This is a genomic window from Planktothrix sp. (assembly GCF_046067725.1).
In the GTDB taxonomy this organism is placed as follows: Bacteria; Cyanobacteriota; Cyanobacteriia; order Cyanobacteriales; family Microcoleaceae; genus Planktothrix.
Window position 1 is genome coordinate 24,441 of record NZ_JBJUDF010000107.1, and the last position, 18,081, is coordinate 42,521.

17 protein-coding genes are annotated in these 18,081 nt (G+C 41.0%); 11 read left to right on the forward strand and 6 right to left on the reverse strand.

The window, feature by feature from the left end; translation table 11 throughout:
- Nucleotides 1-69 precede the first annotated feature (69 nt).
- The gene (hemH, locus tag ACKPEB_RS06120; protein ID WP_408963966.1) at nt 70-1,233 is read left to right on the forward strand and encodes a ferrochelatase; all 1,164 of its coding nucleotides are present in this window, start codon (nt 70-72) and stop codon (nt 1,231-1,233) included.
- Between the two features lie 112 nt (nt 1,234-1,345).
- Here the strand turns inward: hemH and ACKPEB_RS06125 are convergent, their stop codons facing one another.
- Entirely contained in the window at nt 1,346-1,936 is a 591-nt protein-coding gene (locus ACKPEB_RS06125) for a DUF4126 domain-containing protein (RefSeq protein ID WP_408963953.1), read from the reverse strand.
- A 192-nt stretch (nt 1,937-2,128) separates the two neighbouring features.
- On the opposite strand from ACKPEB_RS06125, the gene ACKPEB_RS06130 reads away from it, so the two are divergent.
- The 6 genes from ACKPEB_RS06130 to ACKPEB_RS06155 all read left to right on the forward strand — a co-directional run bounded on the left by ACKPEB_RS06130 (nt 2,129) and on the right by ACKPEB_RS06155 (nt 7,618).
- Nucleotides 2,129-4,138: an FAD-dependent oxidoreductase gene (locus tag ACKPEB_RS06130; protein ID WP_408963954.1), complete on the forward strand. Its 2,010-nt coding sequence runs from the start codon at nt 2,129-2,131 to the stop codon at nt 4,136-4,138.
- A gap of 84 nt (nt 4,139-4,222) precedes the next feature.
- Complete coding sequence (locus ACKPEB_RS06135) at nt 4,223-4,885, forward strand: vWA domain-containing protein (RefSeq protein ID WP_408963955.1); 663 nt, start codon at nt 4,223-4,225, stop codon at nt 4,883-4,885.
- Nucleotides 4,886-4,964: 79 nt separating this feature from the next.
- On the forward strand, nt 4,965-5,735 hold the full coding sequence (locus tag ACKPEB_RS06140; protein WP_408963956.1) for a PP2C family serine/threonine-protein phosphatase: 771 nt from the start codon (nt 4,965-4,967) through the stop codon (nt 5,733-5,735).
- Between the two features lie 331 nt (nt 5,736-6,066).
- Nucleotides 6,067-6,390, forward strand: a complete 324-nt coding sequence (locus ACKPEB_RS06145) for a hypothetical protein (RefSeq protein ID WP_408963971.1) — start codon at nt 6,067-6,069, stop codon at nt 6,388-6,390.
- 327 nt (nt 6,391-6,717) lie between these two features.
- Nucleotides 6,718-7,137: a tetratricopeptide repeat protein gene (locus ACKPEB_RS06150; RefSeq protein ID WP_408963967.1), complete on the forward strand. Its 420-nt coding sequence runs from the start codon at nt 6,718-6,720 to the stop codon at nt 7,135-7,137.
- Between the two features lie 283 nt (nt 7,138-7,420).
- Nucleotides 7,421-7,618, forward strand: coding sequence for a hypothetical protein (locus ACKPEB_RS06155; protein WP_408963957.1), 198 nt, complete (start codon nt 7,421-7,423; stop codon nt 7,616-7,618).
- A gap of 86 nt (nt 7,619-7,704) precedes the next feature.
- Here ACKPEB_RS06155 and ACKPEB_RS06160 read toward each other — a convergent pair whose 3' ends face one another.
- Nucleotides 7,705-8,580: an ABC transporter permease gene (locus ACKPEB_RS06160; RefSeq protein ID WP_408963958.1), complete on the reverse strand. Its 876-nt coding sequence runs from the start codon at nt 8,578-8,580 to the stop codon at nt 7,705-7,707.
- A gap of 301 nt (nt 8,581-8,881) precedes the next feature.
- On the opposite strand from ACKPEB_RS06160, the gene petC reads away from it, so the two are divergent.
- From petC to ACKPEB_RS06175, 3 genes are all read left to right on the forward strand, one after another.
- Nucleotides 8,882-9,421 (forward strand): cytochrome b6-f complex iron-sulfur subunit, encoded by a 540-nt coding sequence (gene petC, locus ACKPEB_RS06165; RefSeq protein WP_408963959.1) that lies wholly within the window; start codon nt 8,882-8,884, stop codon nt 9,419-9,421.
- Between the two features lie 129 nt (nt 9,422-9,550).
- On the forward strand, nt 9,551-10,510 hold the full coding sequence (gene petA / locus ACKPEB_RS06170; protein WP_408963969.1) for a cytochrome f: 960 nt from the start codon (nt 9,551-9,553) through the stop codon (nt 10,508-10,510).
- A 154-nt stretch (nt 10,511-10,664) separates the two neighbouring features.
- On the forward strand, nt 10,665-11,510 hold the full coding sequence (locus tag ACKPEB_RS06175) for an alpha/beta fold hydrolase (protein WP_408963970.1): 846 nt from the start codon (nt 10,665-10,667) through the stop codon (nt 11,508-11,510).
- 179 nt (nt 11,511-11,689) lie between these two features.
- Here the strand turns inward: ACKPEB_RS06175 and ACKPEB_RS06180 are convergent, their stop codons facing one another.
- The 4 genes from ACKPEB_RS06180 to ACKPEB_RS06195 form a co-directional block, all read right to left on the reverse strand.
- Nucleotides 11,690-12,034, reverse strand: a complete 345-nt coding sequence (locus tag ACKPEB_RS06180; RefSeq protein ID WP_408963960.1) for a carbon dioxide-concentrating mechanism protein CcmK — start codon at nt 12,032-12,034, stop codon at nt 11,690-11,692.
- A gap of 72 nt (nt 12,035-12,106) precedes the next feature.
- The gene (locus ACKPEB_RS06185) at nt 12,107-12,415 is read right to left on the reverse strand and encodes a BMC domain-containing protein (RefSeq protein ID WP_408963961.1); all 309 of its coding nucleotides are present in this window, start codon (nt 12,413-12,415) and stop codon (nt 12,107-12,109) included.
- A 405-nt stretch (nt 12,416-12,820) separates the two neighbouring features.
- Nucleotides 12,821-13,414, reverse strand: a complete 594-nt coding sequence (locus ACKPEB_RS06190) for a TIGR04376 family protein (protein WP_408963962.1) — start codon at nt 13,412-13,414, stop codon at nt 12,821-12,823.
- Between the two features lie 104 nt (nt 13,415-13,518).
- A complete protein-coding gene (locus ACKPEB_RS06195; RefSeq protein WP_408963963.1) occupies nt 13,519-14,703 on the reverse strand; it encodes a hypothetical protein in 1,185 nt (394 codons plus the stop codon).
- 704 nt (nt 14,704-15,407) lie between these two features.
- Between ACKPEB_RS06195 and cphA the strand changes: the two genes are divergently transcribed.
- On the forward strand, nt 15,408-17,993 hold the full coding sequence (gene cphA / locus ACKPEB_RS06200) for a cyanophycin synthetase (protein WP_408963964.1): 2,586 nt from the start codon (nt 15,408-15,410) through the stop codon (nt 17,991-17,993).
- Nucleotides 17,994-18,081 lie beyond the last annotated feature (88 nt).

Consider the following 18,081-nt stretch of genomic DNA (forward strand, 5'->3'; position numbering starts at 1 on the left):
CTTAACCCACAAGGACAAGATATTATTAAAATAGTTAATAAATCTTAGGATAGGAAACCTGTGACCGCTATGGGACGAGTCGGAGTCTTACTGCTAAATCTGGGCGGGCCAGAGCAACTGCAAGATGTTCGCCCCTTTTTGTATAATCTATTTTCAGACCCAGAAATTATCCGTTTGCCCTTTGCTTGGATGCAGAAACCTCTGGCTTGGATGATTTCCACAATGCGTTATAAGAAATCCCAAGAAAATTATAAAGCCATTGGGGGCGGTTCTCCCTTGCGGCGGATTACAGAAGAACAAGCTCTGGCGTTACAAGCGACTTTACAGGAAAAAGGTCAAGATATTCGGGTGTATGTGGGGATGCGCTATTGGAACCCGTTCACCGAAGAAGCGATTGCTAAAATTAAACGTGACCAAATTGAAAAATTAGTTATTTTACCTTTATATCCGCAATTTTCAATTAGTACCAGTGGTTCCAGTTTTCGAGTTTTAGAAAAACTTTGGCAACAAGATCCCAGTTTACAAAAAATTGAATATACAGTGATTCCCTCTTGGTATAATCGCCCCGGTTACTTAAAAGCAATGGCGGAATTAATTCATCAAGAAATTGAACATTGTGAACACCCAGAACAAGTCCCCATTTTCTTTAGTGCTCACGGGGTTCCGGTGAGTTATGTTGAAGAAGCAGGCGACCCCTACCGAGATGAAATCGAAGGCTGTACAGCGGCAATTATGCAGACGTTAAATCGTCCTAACCCCCATGTTTTAGCGTATCAAAGTCGCGTTGGCCCGGTGGAATGGTTGAAACCTTATACAGAAGAAGCCATTCCTGAATTAGCCGAACAAGGCGTTAAAGAATTAGTAGTAGTTCCCATTAGTTTTGTCTCAGAACATATCGAAACGTTAGAAGAAATTGATATGGAATATCGAGAACTCGCGGAAGAATCTGGGATTGAAAAATTTCATCGAGTTCCTGCTTTAAATACCCATCCCGTATTTATTAATGATTTAGCCGAGATGGTCATAGAAGCGTTAGATGCTCCTAATATTAAATTCTCTGATGTAGCCCATCCCGGTAAACAAACGAAGATGTATCCTCAAGAACGTTGGGAATGGGGACTGACAACAACGGCTGAAGTTTGGAATGGTCGGTTAGCCATGTTAGGAATGATGGCAATTTTATTAGAAATCATCACCGGACAAGGCCCTTTACATTTCGTAGGGTTGCTGTAGGGGTGTGGAGTGCGGAGTGCGGAGTCTGGAGCCCAATCTGTAGAAAAAGACATAGGAATTCATCCTTTCTCCTCTCCCCCTCCTCCTCTTCTCCCCCTACCTCCCCCTGCTCTCAATCCGGTTCCCGTTTATAACGTCGAGGGTTGCGTTCTCCCCGTTGACCTTGTTGGGCGTACCAACGATACCATTCTTTGGAAATGCGAATGGCAAGCCACAATAATAATAATGCAATTAACCCTCCTTGTTGCGGCGCATCAAAGGCAAAAATCACCAGGAAAACACAGAGAATATCCTGTCCTAAAATCACCCAGATGGGTAAACCTCGTAAACGATAAAATAATCCTGTTTGAACTAATTGCAAAACCAGCGCTAGTAAACCGCTAACAATAGCAATAATCCAAAATAAGTGGGGTTCAACGTGAGTTGCTTCTGCGATCGCTAAACCCATCATAGCACCTACAAAGGGACTAAATAATAATTGAATTAATTGTAAAATGCGCTGTCCTAGTATTTTTTGAGAAGCAAAAATTTCAAATAATGACCAACTCACGAGAACCCCGATCACAATTTGGGGTGAAAATCCAGACAAAAAAGGCACACGCGACCATAAATCAGTTTGTAATAAACCAATGACCAATAAAGGTAATGCAATTCTTAATCCTGCTGCCGCCGATGCTGATAACACCGCAAGGAGTTCAATCATAATTAAGGTGAGGGACAGAGCATTTGATACCGAAAATTAAACAGGGATTTTCGCCCGGTTCAGCGTGCTATCTTATATTCTATAGGTTTTAATTGAAGTTATGTTAAAAATATCCATTCCGTAGATCCAGATTTTTGAAAATTCAATAACAATCACTTCCTTGAAAGTCTATTATCATTGAATCAAATAAATATGGTAAAAAAATCCTCTCAATTGATCATCAGTTTCATCCTCAGCTTGATTTATTTTCCTCCCAGTTTATCTCTTGCTGTCGCCAACCCACCGCGAATTGATAAAAATGTAGAATGTGATCTATTAATTGTTGGGGGAGGACTGGCAGGAAGTGCCGCAGCCTATGAAGGATTACTCGCCGGAAAAAACGTTTGTTTAACTGAAATTACCGACTGGGTAGGAGGTCAAATTTCCGCCCAAGGAACCTCTGCATTAGATGAACGACCCACTCAACGTTCTTTATTATTATATCCTAGAGGCTATTTAGAATTACGAGAGGGAATTCAAAATAAATATGGACTTTTAAACCCCGGTGCTTGTTGGGTCAGTGAAGCGTGTTTTATGCCAGAAGCAGGGGATGAAATTTTATCCAAAATGTTTAAAAAAGCTGAAAGGAAAGGCAAAGGAAAGTTACATTGGTTTCCCTCAACGGTGATTAAAGATATGACAATTATAGGGAATCAAATTACTGAAGCGATTGCGATTCAACATCAACCTGTACCCGGAACACCTCCATTAAATACAGAACCCTTATCTCAAATGATTGAGGATGCTTATCATTATAACAATTCCCAACGCTTTAATAAAACAATTATTCGATTTACACCTAAAAGAAAAACTGATCAAGGAGCCGATTGGTATATTATTGAAGCAACAGAAACGGGAGAAATTATTGGCTTAACGAATATTCCCCATCAACTCGGTATTGATCCCCGTTCTCCTCAAGAACCCACATCATCTAGTCTTACCAGAGATCCCTATTGTACCCAAGGGTTTACCTATACCTTTGCCATGGAAGCAACCCGCACCCTCCAAACCCATCAAAAACCTTTATTCTATGAACAATATGCACCTTATTATAGTTATGAATTACCCCGATTAGCTAATTTTAATTTAGTGTATACTTATCGGCGAATTCATAGCATGAAACCCAGAGAAAAACGCTCCCCAAATCCTCGTGAGTGGCCGATTTATCCGGGGGATATTTCTATGCAAAACTGGACATGGGGGAATGATTATCGACCGGGAACCTCTGAAGATAATTTAATTTTAACACCAGGGCAATTAGAAGCAACAGGTCAACTGCAACCCGGAGGATGGAAAGGAGGATTAAGAACTGAAACTTTACGCAAAGGTGAAGAAAATGCGTTAGGGTTTTTCTATTGGTTAGTGGCAGGAACCACCGACTCCCAACTCGGTGAAGGCGTTAAAGAAAAACATCCCAATTATCGCTATTTATCCGGTTTAAACTCTGCGATGGGAACCGTTCACGGCTTATCTAAATATCCCTATATGCGAGAAGGTAGGCGAATTATTGGCCGACCTTCCTACGGATATAAAAACGGATTTGTTGTATCAGAAATTGATATTTCTCGAAATAACTTTCGTCAAGATTGGTATGCAGATAATTTAACGCCAGAAGAATATCGTTTACTGTGGTTAAACTTAGGCGGGTTAGATAGTTTACCTGTACTTTCAGGACAAGAAACCATTGCTGATATTCAACCTCGTTCTAGGGCAACCATTTATCCTGATACCGTCGGAATAGGTCATTATGCCATCGATTTTCATCCCTGTTTAACCAACAGTCCCCCGGAACTTCCAGGGAATACAGAACGAGAGGGAGAACGTCGAGGACAAGGACAAGCTTACCCGTTTCAAATTCCTTTAAGAGCACTCATTCCTCAACAAATTGATAATCTATTAGTCGCCGGAAAAAGTATCGCCACCAGCCATATTGCAGCCGCTGCTTATCGGGTTCATTCCTTTGAATGGTCAGTCGGTGCAGCAGCAGGAACCACCGCAATTTTTAGCTTAGAAAAACAAGTTTTTCCCTATGAATTAGTGGATAATTTACCTTATCGTGAACCTTTATTAGAAGAGTTACAACGATTATTAGAAAAAAATAACAATCCGATTTTATTCCCCGGAATGTCGATTTTTAATCAATCTTGGGAAGATTGGAAATAAGATTTTACAGGTTGTCCCGTTCTCAATCATAAATTATTCATCTATCTAGTATCCTAGTAGTTATAACGAAATTTGAGCCTGATCATGAGACTAGAAGAAGCCGTTGAATTTGCAGAAAATCCTGAACCTCGCTGTCCCTGCGTGCTGTTGTTGGATACCTCCGCATCGATGCAAGGAGTGCCCATTGAAGCCTTAAACGATGGACTAATGACCTTTAGAAATGATTTAATTCGGGATGAACTCGCTAAAAAACGAGTGGAAGTGGCGATTATTTCCTTTGATAATCAAGTCAAAATTGTACAAGATTTTGTCACGGCTGATCAGTTTGAACCTCCGGTTTTAACCGCACAAGGTCAAACTTTTATGGGAACTGCTATTAGTCAAGCGTTAGATTTAATTGCGGCTAGAAAATCGGAATATCGAAATAATGGCATTACCTATTATCGTCCTTGGGTGTTTATGATTACTGATGGTGAACCTCAAGGAGAAGCTGACCGGGTGACAGAACAAGCTGCTAGACGTATTCAAGAAGAAGAATTGAAAAAACAAGTCGCATTTTTTGCTGTTGGTGTAGAAGGAGCAAATTTAGATCGATTAGCTCAAATTGTTCAAAGAACGCCGTTAAAATTGAAGGGTTTAGACTTTCGAGAAATGTTTATTTGGTTATCAGCAAGTATGCAAACCGTTTCTCATTCTAAAATCGATGAACAGGTGGCTTTACCGCCTCCAGGGTGGGGAACTGTTTAAGGAAAAAATCATCAAACCTAGGCAACCCTTAATCGGGAATGGGTGAGCTTTTAATCCTAAATTAATGTAAAATATAACCATGAATTCAATCGGTTTTTGGCAGGTGATCTCAGCATCAGTTACCGGAAAAAGCCATGAAAAACAAAATATTCCCTGTCAGGATGCTCAGGGTTATAAGCGGTTATCTGATCATCAGTTAATTTTTGCCGTAGCAGATGGCGCAGGTTCATCAAAATTATCAGATTTAGGAGCAAATCTTGCGGTCAAAATGGCATTGATAACCTTGGAAGAAAAAATAACAATGGGTGTTCAGGATGCTGAAATTCTGCCTTGGCAAGATTATCTCAAAGCCGCTTTAACGGCTGCTAAAACGGCCATTGAAGCTGAAGCTGTGACCCAAGAAACGGAAATCCGAGAGTTAGCAACGACTTTAATTCTAGGAATTGCAACACCGGAATTAGTCGCCGTTGCTCAAGTGGGAGATGGAGCCATTGTTGTGGAGGATAAAACCGGAAATATTCTGGAATTAACGATTCCTACCAGTGGAGAATATTTGAATGAAACAGTATTTTTAATTGCTCCAAATGCGATTGAAACAGCACAAATTAACCTCTGGAAAGGACAACCGAAATATTTAGCGGCTTTTTCCGATGGGTTACAAATGTTAGCGTTAAAAATGCCGGAAGGAAAACCCCATCATCCTTTCTTTTCTCCTTTGTTTAAATTTGTTGAAAGTATCACGGATGAAACGGATGCTAAAAAACAATTAATGGGGTTTTTGCGATCGCCTCGCGTTACTGAACGAACCGATGATGATTTAACCTTAATTTTAGCTAGTTTTAACTCTTAATTATGTTAATCTAATTCATCAGGGTTAATGACTGAAAGTTACATGAAAGTTGCAAATTAGCTGTGATGCACAATTGAAGTTAAACTACATCAGTGAAAATACGCATTAATTTTGAAAGATCCCCTCAAACCCACATTCCGCAAATATTTAAGCCAATTTAATTTCTAATTAAATTAGCTTAAATCAAAGCCAAAATCATTGCCGTGTAATCATTTCGGACGTTTTTAATGTAGAATAATAATTAGAGTAGCTGAACAAATAAAAATATGAAAAACCCTTTAGAAGCGATAGAAATCGTAAATTTAGACCATTTAGGAATATAGCGCTACCCATGACGGTTAGGACATTTTTAAACTCTAAAACCCTTTCAATTCTTACTGTTCCCTGTTCCCTTGCGCGTAGCACTATAGTAGCAGGCGTAATAGATGAGATGGAATTAGTAGAAGAAGTGAATAAAAAAGTGGGATTAAGATCAAAAGAAGCCGTAAGCCCAGGATTAGAAGATAAAGAGGTGAGTAATGAAAAGATATTAACCGAATATAAAGCGCAGCAAAGTAACGAGAGAGGGTTTATATTTTTAAAATATCCGTTATTTTTTACAGCGAGTGTATTCGTGAAAAAACCAGAGAGAGATGAATTAAACGCACCCGTTTGATATCTTTAAGATTGTAAGTATGGATACCCCATTTACCCAATAATTTTAGTTTCCTAATCCCGTTTTTATCGGTCAAGGTAATCTGTCTTGTAGAAGTGTCGTTTTTCATCTCAGGTCTGAAGACACGCTCGTTTTCAAACTCCCATCCTATTCTTATAAAATTATTTTGGGCGGGAAGACCCCGCCCCTACGGGGAATGAATCGTTTTCTGTGTTTGCTCCCCGTTTCCTGCTATAATTAAAGGTTGGCAATTGGCGATCAGTCATAAACCCGGTAGAAATACATGAGTTTATAACTGATCGCGCTCTTTTGAATGTACAACAACTTATGGCAACTCCTGAAGAATTATTTAAGGACGGTTATGAACGGTATCAAGCAGGTGAAGATCCAGAAACACTGATTCCAGTGTTTAAAGAAATTTGCGATCGCGCCCCGAAAAATAGTAACGCTTGGACAAGTTTAGCCTGGTTATATTTGTTAGCCGATAAACCCAAATCAGCTTATAACGCCGCGAAATCAGCCGTTAAACTCAACCCTCATGATCCCCAAGCTAGAGTCAATCTAGCAACCGCAATGTTAGAGTTAGGGAAACCGGGGGTGCGTTCCCACGTTGAACTCGCGAGTCAACTGGTGTTAGTTGATGCAGATTGGCAAAAGGAAATTGTCAAAAATTTTGAAGAGGGATTAACTCGTAAACCCGATTGGAAATCCTTAACAAAAGTTCAAAAATGGTTGTTTGAAGGTTAGAGAATATTTACCTATTTTTGTTAATCAGATCGGATAAAATAGGTAATTGTTCACAGACACTCAAGAGATATTTGAGTAAGTAGGGTTTCCGGGGATCAACTAAAAATGGCTGTTAATGACTGAAAATCGACGATCTCAGAGAAATTATTGAGAAAACGCAACAAAAAATTACATAAATTAACAAACAAATCCAAAAAATAGTGATAAGATTTGGAAACTTCAGTCATTAACAATCATAATCAGCCGTTCCCAAAAAACTGAATCATTAAACCCAGGAGATGAGATGACTATGGATAGCCAAGTTTTTGTCAAACCCGAAACCCGCAATCACAAAGGCTTTTTTGTGAAACAAGGAGCCTACAAACTGAAAAATATTGATGAATCAGGCTGGGCTTTGATCTGTGTTGATGATACCGTTTGTTATTACGTTGATCCAGATAACTTAGATACACAAGATTCGGAGGAAACAACCGAATCCTAATCTAATATGACATCAATGATCCGTGCTACAAATAATCCCCCCTAACAACCTTGACAGGGGGGCTTTGTAGTTAGAGTCAACACAAGTTAACGTTGATTGCGAAGGCGAGGATTGAGAAAATCGTTTAATCCTTCTCCTAATAAAGATAAACCGACGACCATAATAGTTAATGCTAAACCGGGGAATAAGGTTGTCCACCAAATTCCGGTCGGTAATGCTTCTAAAGCAATTCTTAAATCATGACCCCATTCGGGCACTTCATCCGGTAAACCTAAACCTAAAAATCCTAATCCCCCTAACGTTAAAATGGCATCCGCCGCATTTAATGTAAATAAAACAGGAACACTTTGGATAACATTTAAAAATAAATACCGAGTTAAAATCCTCCCAGTATTAGCTCCTAAAGCTTGAGCCGCTTCAATAAATAACTCAGTTTTAACAGACGTGGTATGGTTACGAACCACTCGATAATATTGGGGAACATAAGCCACACTTAAGGCGATTGCAGCATTCAAAACTCCTTTACCTACTACAAACGCTAAAGTAATAGAAAGTAATAATCCGGGTAAGGTATAAATCGTATCCATTAAAAATAATAAAACCCGATCTATTTTTCCCCCTAAATATCCACTCAGCATTCCCAAAGGAACCCCAATTCCTACACTCAAAAGGGTGGCTAATAAAACCACTTGCCAAGCCACTTGAGTTCCAAATAATGTCCGAGAAAAGACATCATATCCTAAGCGACTGGTTCCGAACCAATGTTGAGGAGAAGGGGGTTGATGAATAGGATTAGACAGAAATTCCGTAGGACTTTGTATCCATCCCCAATTTAAAAATAAAGGTGATAATAGGGCAATTAATAAGAATAAAACGGTGATCACTAACCCACAAAAGGTCATTGCCGTTGACACTGAAGGAACCCGAAATCTCCCCAAAGGCTTAAAAGATGTAACACTCATGAAAATTTGGATATTGTATGTAGATTAGATTACCAAAAACAGGGCTAGGAAAGCAGGGGAACAGGAAGAGTGCCAAAAGAACCCTGGCTGAGAGTCAACAACCAACCCTCAATGGATAATAAACAAGGGTGCAAATAATGTGATAATGCTTAGTGAACTCATATCGGGCTTGCCGTTGCCAGACGGAGTGAGTCAGATTTTCCCTGTAAATCAGATGCAATCGGTTCAGCGATTGATATCCCTAGATTGACGGCTTCTTTGCCCAGTAAAGTAAAAATCACACAGACAAGCTGCGTCAATTATGACTCAAATTTCTTCTAACGCTGATGCTCCCAGTATGGGGCGTCGTCAATTCATGAACTTACTCACCTTCGGTAGTGTCACAGGCGTTGCCGTCGGTGCGCTGTATCCGGTGGTCAAATATTTTCTGCCCCCTGCTAGTGGTGCGGCTGGCGGTGGCGTTACGGCTAAAGATGCTCTGGGTAACGATGTTATCGTCAGTGAATTTTTATCCACCCATAAACCGGGCGACCGGGTTTTAGCCCAAGGTTTAAAAGGCGATCCAACCTATATGGTGGTTGAAAACGATTCTACCTTAGCGGACTATGGCATCAATGCCGTTTGTACCCACTTAGGTTGCGTTGTGCCTTGGAACGCCAGCGAAAACAAATTTATGTGTCCCTGTCACGGTTCTCAATATAACGCGACAGGTAAAGTTGTTCGGGGGCCAGCACCTCTATCCTTAGCATTGGTTCACGCCACCGTTGTGGATGACAAACTAAGCTTTACACCTTGGACAGAAACTGACTTCCGCACAGGCGAAAATCCCTGGTGGGCTTAATAAATTTTAGATACAAAGATTTTGGATTTTAGATCAATCTCTGAAATCTAAATTCTCTGATGATTGATTCTGTTGATTTTGACCCGAAATAGAACATTAGTAATGCAACCAATTGATCAATTAGTAAAAATGCCTCGTTTCCGGGCGACTTGGAAGATCGTTTGGGTTGCCGTAGCAACGGTTGCTTTCTTCCTAACCAGTGATTTTGCACTCCCCCAGTCTGCTGCGGCTTATCCATTTTGGGCGCAAGAAACGGCACCTCTGACTCCCCGTGAACCGACAGGACGAATTGTTTGTGCCAACTGTCACTTAGCGTCCAAGCCGACAGAAATTGAGGTTCCCCATTCTGTTCTACCGGATACAGTTTTTAAAGCGGTTGTTAAAGTTCCTTACGATACCAGCGTTCAGCAAGTTCTGGGAGATGGTAGCAAAGGCGGTTTAAACGTCGGTGCAGTGTTAATGCTGCCCGAAGGCTTTAAAATTGCTCCTGAAGATCGCATTCCTGAAGAATGGAAAGAAGAAATTGGCGATCTGTTCTTCCAACCTTATCGGGAAGATCAAGAAAATGTGGTGATTGTCGGGCCGTTACCGGGTGAAGAGCATCAAGAAATCGTCTTCCCTGTGTTGTCTCCGAACCCAGAAACGGATAAATCCATTCACTATGGAAAATTTGCGATTCATGTCGGTGGAAACCGGGGTCGTGGCCAAGTTTATCCGGCAGGAAATTCTAGCAATAATACTGTTTATAAAGCTTCTGTTGCTGGAACCATTACCCAGATTACAACCCAAGAGGAATCAGGTTCTCAAGTCACCATTCAAACGGCCGATGGTCAAACCGTTGTGGATGAAATCCCCCTTGGCCCTTCTTTGATTGTTTCTGAAGGTCAAACTGTTGCTGCTGGTGATGCTTTAACCAATAACCCCAATGTCGGTGGGTTTGGTCAGCATGATACAGAAATTGTTCTGCAAAGCTCTACTCGTGTGACCGGGTTAATTGCCTTTATCGCTTTGGTGATGTTAGCTCAAGTCATGCTGGTGATGAAGAAGAAACAAATTGAGAAAGTTCAAGCGGCTGAAATGAACTTCTAAATTTTGAGTCATTTTCATGATATCAACTTTTGTAGAGACGTTGAATGCAGCGTCTCTACAACTGTTTTTAGGGAATTACGAATTACGAATTACGAATCACGAATTACGAATTACGAATGGGGAATCGGCAATTTATTTAGGGTTTAAAACTATCATGTCAATTACGAAAAACGAGATTAAAGTTGGTTCTTTAAATTGGTTTTATCGGGAAAATAACCCGGAAACGACTGATAAACTTCCTGTGGTGTTTTTGCATGGGTTAGTGTCTCAAAGTTATAGTTGGTTGGTGATTATGGAGGAGTTGGAAAAACAGGGATATAAAGCGATCGCACCGGATTGGATTGGATCGGGATATTCAGGAAAACCCGATCAACGGGATTTTTCCTATACTCCTGATGGGTTTATTCAAGGGTTAGCAGGTTTTTTTGAACAGTTAAACTTGGAAAAATTTTATTTAGTGGTGCAAGGGTTTTTAGGTTCAACCGGGTTACAATATGCCCTGCGTCATCCTGAACAAATTGAAAAATTAATAATTCTCAATACCCCTATTTCCACCTCCGCTAAACTTCCCTGGAAATTACAACAAATGGCGTTACCGTTTGTCGGCGATATGATGACTCAAGATCCGTTATTAGTGGATCGAACCTTAGAAGGGGGAAGTAAATATGTGATTGAAGATAAAGTTTTAGAAGTGTATCGGAGTCCGTTTTTAAAGACTTCTGCTGCGGGGAGATCGCTCTTAGCCACCTTAAAAAATTTACGCTTAAAAGATGCCATGACTGAAATTGAATCTGGGTTTAAAAATTGGCATCAACCGACTCAAATTATTTGGGGATTAATCGATCCTTGGTTAGATTTTGCCGAGGTTGAAGCGTTTGCTAAAGGCATTTCTGGGGCAGAAATTGTCACCTTAGAACAAGCCGGACATTACCCCCAAGAACATTGGCCCCAAGAAATTAGTGAAGCCTTGCTATTATTTTTAAGGAAAAAAGTTGTTTAAATTTAGAGCAATAACAGGCAACTTTCATCAAAATTAACCTAAAAAACGGCTCTCCAAGTTAAAAACATGGAGGGCTTTTTTCAGGTTCAAATATTAGGTTTAAACTGGAGATTTATATATTAATAGAAACAATGTTGGGTTGAGTCCAGACTAAACCCAACCGATAATGCCTAACTCAATTAACGACTTCCGGGTAAAGTTAAGCCTTCTGCTGCAGCCCGATATTGTTCTACATTATCATTAAAATCAATTGGTAAAACCGCGACCACATTTTCATGGGGACGAGGAATAATCACCCAAGTTTCTAATGCTGCGCCATAGGCTTTTTCGACGGCTGCAATTCCGGCATCCATTGCGGTTTTGACTTCGGAAACATCTCCCCGAATCATAATGGTAAACCGTGCACTTCCTGCGCGAATATAGCCCACTAAGGTTACCCGACCGGCTTTAACCATGGCATCGGCGGCGGCTAAAACACCCGGAAAACCTTTGGTTTCTAAAGCTCCAACAGCTTGCTGTGACATTTAATTTCTCCTGAATTTATTAGACTCTAAAACTGTTGCGATTGAATCGTATTCGCAAAATTAGAAGTTATGTTAAGTGCGAAAGCGTTCACTGAGTTCTGTGTAGCCAATTGACATAACATCTACAATGTTCTCAGGGGGGTTAGGAACGATGTAGTAAGTAATAATTGAACAACCAAACGTCTTTTCCGCCGCTTCAACACCAGCTTGGACAGCAGGAACCACCTCCGATGTCGGGCCACGAACTGCGACAATAAATTCACCCCGTTCTGCTAAATCATAGTAAACAAGGGTGACTCGCGCAGCCTTGACCATCGCATCTGCTGCGGCTAAAACCCCTGGAAAACCCAGGGTTTGTATGACACCAACTGCCTCTGGCATTGAAGTCTCCTAGTAAGAACGGAACGCATCAAACCCATTGTACGACTCAATGGTATACCAAGAAACAACACAGAACTAGGAATAGGGAATATAAAGTTACTGTCTGGGTTGGCTGCATCCGTCTTTGTCAATCACTGGATTAACGAGACTTCAACAAAAAAAATAGAAATAAAACGGCTATAATTGCAACAGGGTAAGTATTCTACGTTGAGAGGCTTCGTTGACACTCCCTCTGCTATGCCACCCTGCGAGTCAAAAATGGTGTGCTAGGTTCGATGGTGTGTTGAGCAGTCCATTTTCATGAGTCTGCTGAGTCGATTTTAACCTTAAGTACCGTTGAATTTCAGATGAATTTAGCCGCTCTTTACGAGTACGTGAATTTTGATCCCTCAGAAGAATAATGGATTAACGCCCCATATTCCGCTTTAACTGGTTTAATTCATCATCCATTTCCCATTGTCTAAATTTTGCTTCTAACGAGTCATTAAAGGAATCCGAACTGCTATAGAATTGACTTTGATTCCAACCTTGAGTTTCCCAAGAATTCTGAGGGGTGGGTTGAGATTTGGCTTTCGCGCGGTTTGCTTCCAATTCAGCGGCTTTTGCTTTAACTTCTTGATGGCGCTGCTGTACTTGATAATAAAGTTCTTTAGATTTTTGAATCCGTTCTTTAACCCCTTGCATTTGTCCCCAACGTTGATTTCCTTGACGCAGTAACGTCGCTTCTCGTTCTTGCGCTTGTGCGGCTAAATCTAATCGATTAGCTGCTTGAGCTTTTTGTACCCAAGTATGCCATTTTTGAATATCCTGAGCAATATTAAGAATTTCCGTTTCCAGCTTTTTTTCTTCTTGGTTTAACTCAGCAATTAACCGTAAAGTATCTTCTTCTTGTTCCCGCAATTGTTCTTCTAAAGCTTGTAATTCTAAATGAGGATTATCTTTGATAAATTCCTCTAAACGAGTTTCTAAAAACCGACTAAAATCTTCAAATAAACCCATGATTTTTGATGAAATTTAAACGATAAAAATAACAATTTTACAAAATTTAAGAAACCGGATTTCTAACTCTTATCAATTGAAAAACCCGGTTTCTGCCTCAGTCTTTAGAATTGTTGTCCGACGAAGATCGTGCGAACTTCTCCATTGCGACGAATGACCGCTTCTTGGTTCGCCACTTCTACCAGTGACCAACCACTGGCACCGATGGTTTCACCGACATAAATCCGACGAGCCACTCCGTTAATTTCAAACAGTGCCGCCGAGCGATCTCCTAATTCCAAAATCCCCACTAACGTATGGTTTGTGGCTGGAAGTGGGTTGGTGGCGGTGGACTGTTCTGGAGGAGCCGTATTTTCCGCAGGCGCAGGAGGTACGGAAGTGTTTTCAGGTACAACTCCCTGAGTTTGGGGTGCAGATGGAACCGCAACCGGAGGGATGGCAGATTGAGGTTGCGCTGGGGTTTGGGGTGTTTGGGATGTTGTTTTGGGTGTAGGTGCGGGTACAGAACCCGAATTCCGACCGTCAGGAACCGCCGTTGAAGGGGGAGATGTGGGTTGTACCTTCGCCAAACTATTCATCACTTGTTGAGACAGGGATGCCGTTTGATTAGAGGCATCTTGAATGGCCCCTGCCACTCGGTTAATCGCCGCAACCAAATTATTAGTATCCATCACTGGAGTTGATGGAGCTACTGGAGCTACCGTAGGAGTCCCAGGAACTGGAAGAATCGGTAATGCAGCATTAGGAACCGGAGGAGGCAATAAAGGCAACCCTAACGGCGTTTGTTGATTTTGTTGTTCAATATTGGTGAGCGATCGCTCAATATAATTGGAAAATTGAATATCTGCTTTTGTTTTTGCATCTAAAACCGGTTCGGGATAAACAGCGACAGGTTCTGGGGCAAATAAGCGCCCTAAACCGCCCCGGGTTGCTAACCATAATAATACCGTAATTAATAACGATGAAAATGCAGCGATTAACAGAATCCGATCCAAAGATAGAGAGGATTTTTCTGCACTAGCATCCCGTAATTTTTCTTTGTCCTCTTCTTCCTCCTGACCGGGCATTGGAGGTAAAATAATTTGAGGAACTTTAATCGATTTTAGGGAAATAAATTCCGCTTGGACAGGTTCTTTCGGTAGCCGAGATTCCCCCTGAATGACTCGTTCGACATCGGAAAAAATGTCGTCCATGAGTTCATCAGCATAGGCTTCTACCGAGATCGGTTCTTTGGCGATTGGGATTTCCGAGAATTCCAATCGGGTTTTATTCATGGTTTCTTGAGCCATTAATCGCTCCTCTCCCTATCAATCGTTAACCTCGATTTATTGATGATACAGCTATTTTATAGATATTTTTATATCATTCGTTGCCAGAAATCTGATCTCTATCCTCAGAAATTTTAGGTCAATTTTAGATTATTCCTCACAGTCTGGTTTGCTGCATTCGTTTTGATCTTCATTGATCTACACAAATTTTGATTTTTGTCAACCTCAGATGATCAAAAAAACTGAGAAACTCTGGGGTTTTACAGACCCGATATCAATAATAAATTTAAAAGCCGGACAACTGATTTCCCTTTGAAGTTGAAACCCGGATATGAATTGGCTGGCTTTGTGCCCCATCAATCCAGAGTTTAACCGTTAATGAAACAAACCGATTATAGATCCATAAATCTTGATCAATTGTAGTCAAAAAATCTATCATCGTGAGCAATTCTCTCCAGAAAAAAGTTAATATCAGGCTGGACAGAAGCCCATAATAGTTCCTCCTTGCTTCAGAACGTTTTACGGCTGATTCTGAAGCAAGGACAGAATCTAATATTTTTCTTAAATTTTTAGATTATTCACTAATTTTTCAAGGATTTGCTGCTCCTACTTTCTGAAATTGTGAGATAATTTACCCGAAGCTGAAATTGTGAATCTGAGTTGCCTAAAATCCCTTTATAAAAAGAATGCACCTGACAGATTCAAACGTTTAGGAGGTAATAACAATGAAAATTCTAAAAACCCAGACCTTATGCGGGCCGAATTATTGGAGTATTGATCATCCTCACCTGATTATTATTCATCTCGATTTAGAAAAGGATAATCGCTATAGCGATGAAATTCCAGACTTCTACGAAGGATTACGGGAAATCTTACCCAACTTAACGCAGCCAAAATATCAAGATTTCATGACAAAAGTAAAAAACGGAATCTTGATGAGTGATGTGGTGTTACACATTGCTTTAGAATTGCAAACCTTAGCCGGAATGCCCGTAGAATTTGGGTGTACTCGTCCGAGTTCTCAACCTGGTGTCTATCGAGTCATTTTTGAATATAAAATCGCCGAAGCCGGACGCTATGCCGCCCGTGCCGCCGTGAGGTTATGCCATCGTTTGATTGATGATGGATATTATCGAGAAACAGAACTCCAAAAAGATTTACAAGATTTACAAGAAATCTTCTTAGACGCTCAACTGGGCCCCACAACGGAGGCCATTGTCCGAGAAGCCGAATCTCGCGGTATTGCTTGGAAAGAATTACCCGCCCGCCATGTCATTCAACTCGGTTATGGTAAAAATCAACGACGCATTCAAGCTTCACAAACCGATGGTAGTAATGTTTTAGCCATTGAATTTGCTTGCGATAAAGAAGGAACAAAAACCCTTTTAGATGCAGCCCGTTTACCTGTTCCTAAAGGAACCGTTATTCAAAGTTTAGATGATTTAGAACCAGCTATCGATGATATTGGAGGATTTCCGATTGTTTTAAAACCCCTCGATGGTAATCATGGTCGAGGAATTACCCTGGATATTCAAACGTGGCATGAAGCAGAAAATGCCTATGAATTTGCCAAACAAGAATCTAAAATGGGAAGTATTATTGTTGAACGTTACTATAAAGGCAATGATTATCGCGTATTAGTCGTACAAGGAAAAGTTGTGGCTGTTGCCCAACGAGTTCCGGCTCATGTTGTGGGGAATGGTCGTTCAACTTTAGTAGAATTAGTAGAAGAAACAAACCGTGATCCCCGTCGAGGAATGGGTCACGAAAATATGTTAACTCGTATTGAAATTGATCGCCAAAGTATTGATCTTTTAGAACAACAAGGCTATCGTTTAGATAGTATTCCTAAATCCGGGCAAATTTGTTATCTTAAAGCAACGGCAAACTTAAGCACCGGAGGTATTGCCATTGACCGCACCGATGAAATTCACCCGGAAAATATTTGGATTGCAGAACGAGCGGCTCAAATTATTGGTTTAGATATTGCCGGAATTGATATTACCGCCCCCGATATTAGTCGCCCCCTGCGGGAAGTGGATGGAGTGATTGTGGAAGTGAACGCCGCGCCAGGGTTACGGATGCACATTCAACCCAACGAAGGTAAACCTCGTAACGTCGCCGCCCCCATTGTGGATATGCTGTTTCCCCCTGGAACCTCCCCCCAAATTCCCATTACCGCCATTACCGGAACCAACGGCAAAACCACCACAACCCGTTTAATTGCCCATATCATGAAACAAACTAAAAAAGTTGTGGGTTATACAACGACAGACGGGACTTATATCGGAGATTTTATGGCTGAAGCCGGAGATAATACCGGGCCACAAAGCGCAGCCTTAATTTTAAATGACCCAACGGTTGAAATCGCCGTATTAGAAGCCGCACGGGGGGGAATTCTCCGGTCTGGCTTAGGATTTAATCGCTGTGATGTTGGAGTGGTGTTGAATGTGTCTGAAGACCATCTTGGGTTACAGGATATTAACACCGTTGAAGAAATGGCAGAAGTTAAAAGTGTGGTGGCAAAAGTCGCCCAAAAGTATGCGGTGTTAAATGCCGATGATCCCTTAGTAGCCGCGATGGCATCCCAAGTGAAAGCACAAGTCGCTTATTTTTCCCTCAACAGCGATAATCCTATTGTCAATCAGCACGTTGCCCAGGGAGGCGTTGCTGCTATTTATGAATCAGGTTATTTATCCTTTTTAAAAGGAGATCAAATCATCCGCGTTGAACAAATGGCGAATGTTCCTCTCACTTTAAGGGGATTAGCTCCGTTTATGATTGCGAATGCGCTGGCGGCGAGTTTAGCGGCTTATGTCCAAGGTGTCACCATTGGTGAAATTACTCAAGGGTTACGAACCTTTGAAATGTCGGTGAAACAAACCCCTGGACGGATGAATTTAATTCCTTATGAATCCTTCCATGTGTTATTAGATTATGCCCATAATCGCGCGAGTTTTCAAGCCATTTTAGAATTTGTTCGCAATTGGCCCGATGGTAAACGCATTGGGGTCGTTTGTGCTCCAGGCGATCGCCGCAATGAAGATTTTATTGAATTAGGACGATTAGCTGCCCAAATGTTTGAGCGCATTATTATTAAAGAAGATGAGGATAATCGAGGGCGAGAACGGGGAGATGTCGCTAAATATATTGAGATTGGAGTTACCCAAGAAAATCCTAAGTTTGACTATGAAATTATTCTCAAAGAACCAATAGCTATTGAAACCGCTTTGAAAGAAGCAACTTCAGGGAGTTTAGTCGTAATTTTCCCTGAAAGTGTTAAACAAGTCCTGGCTTTGTTGAAGCAATAGAAGACGGAAACAGAAGAAAAAAAGGATATAGGGTTGACGAGATGAAGGCTAATTAGGGATTTAAACTCTATATCCTGGTTCATTCCCC

Coding starts and splice junctions, on each gene's coding strand:
- hemH (WP_408963966.1), top strand. CDS start 70: ATGGGACGAGTCGGAGTCTTACTGCTAAATCTGGGCGGGCCAGAGCAA.
- ACKPEB_RS06125 (WP_408963953.1), bottom strand. CDS start 1,936: ATGATTGAACTCCTTGCGGTGTTATCAGCATCGGCGGCAGCAGGATTA.
- ACKPEB_RS06130 (WP_408963954.1), top strand. CDS start 2,129: ATGGTAAAAAAATCCTCTCAATTGATCATCAGTTTCATCCTCAGCTTG.
- ACKPEB_RS06135 (WP_408963955.1), top strand. CDS start 4,223: ATGAGACTAGAAGAAGCCGTTGAATTTGCAGAAAATCCTGAACCTCGC.
- ACKPEB_RS06140 (WP_408963956.1), top strand. CDS start 4,965: ATGAATTCAATCGGTTTTTGGCAGGTGATCTCAGCATCAGTTACCGGA.
- ACKPEB_RS06145 (WP_408963971.1), top strand. CDS start 6,067: ATGACGGTTAGGACATTTTTAAACTCTAAAACCCTTTCAATTCTTACT.
- ACKPEB_RS06150 (WP_408963967.1), top strand. CDS start 6,718: ATGGCAACTCCTGAAGAATTATTTAAGGACGGTTATGAACGGTATCAA.
- ACKPEB_RS06155 (WP_408963957.1), top strand. CDS start 7,421: ATGACTATGGATAGCCAAGTTTTTGTCAAACCCGAAACCCGCAATCAC.
- ACKPEB_RS06160 (WP_408963958.1), bottom strand. CDS start 8,580: ATGAGTGTTACATCTTTTAAGCCTTTGGGGAGATTTCGGGTTCCTTCA.
- petC (WP_408963959.1), top strand. CDS start 8,882: ATGACTCAAATTTCTTCTAACGCTGATGCTCCCAGTATGGGGCGTCGT.
- petA (WP_408963969.1), top strand. CDS start 9,551: ATGCCTCGTTTCCGGGCGACTTGGAAGATCGTTTGGGTTGCCGTAGCA.
- ACKPEB_RS06175 (WP_408963970.1), top strand. CDS start 10,665: ATGTCAATTACGAAAAACGAGATTAAAGTTGGTTCTTTAAATTGGTTT.
- ACKPEB_RS06180 (WP_408963960.1), bottom strand. CDS start 12,034: ATGTCACAGCAAGCTGTTGGAGCTTTAGAAACCAAAGGTTTTCCGGGT.
- ACKPEB_RS06185 (WP_408963961.1), bottom strand. CDS start 12,415: ATGCCAGAGGCAGTTGGTGTCATACAAACCCTGGGTTTTCCAGGGGTT.
- ACKPEB_RS06190 (WP_408963962.1), bottom strand. CDS start 13,414: ATGGGTTTATTTGAAGATTTTAGTCGGTTTTTAGAAACTCGTTTAGAG.
- ACKPEB_RS06195 (WP_408963963.1), bottom strand. CDS start 14,703: ATGGCTCAAGAAACCATGAATAAAACCCGATTGGAATTCTCGGAAATC.
- cphA (WP_408963964.1), top strand. CDS start 15,408: ATGAAAATTCTAAAAACCCAGACCTTATGCGGGCCGAATTATTGGAGT.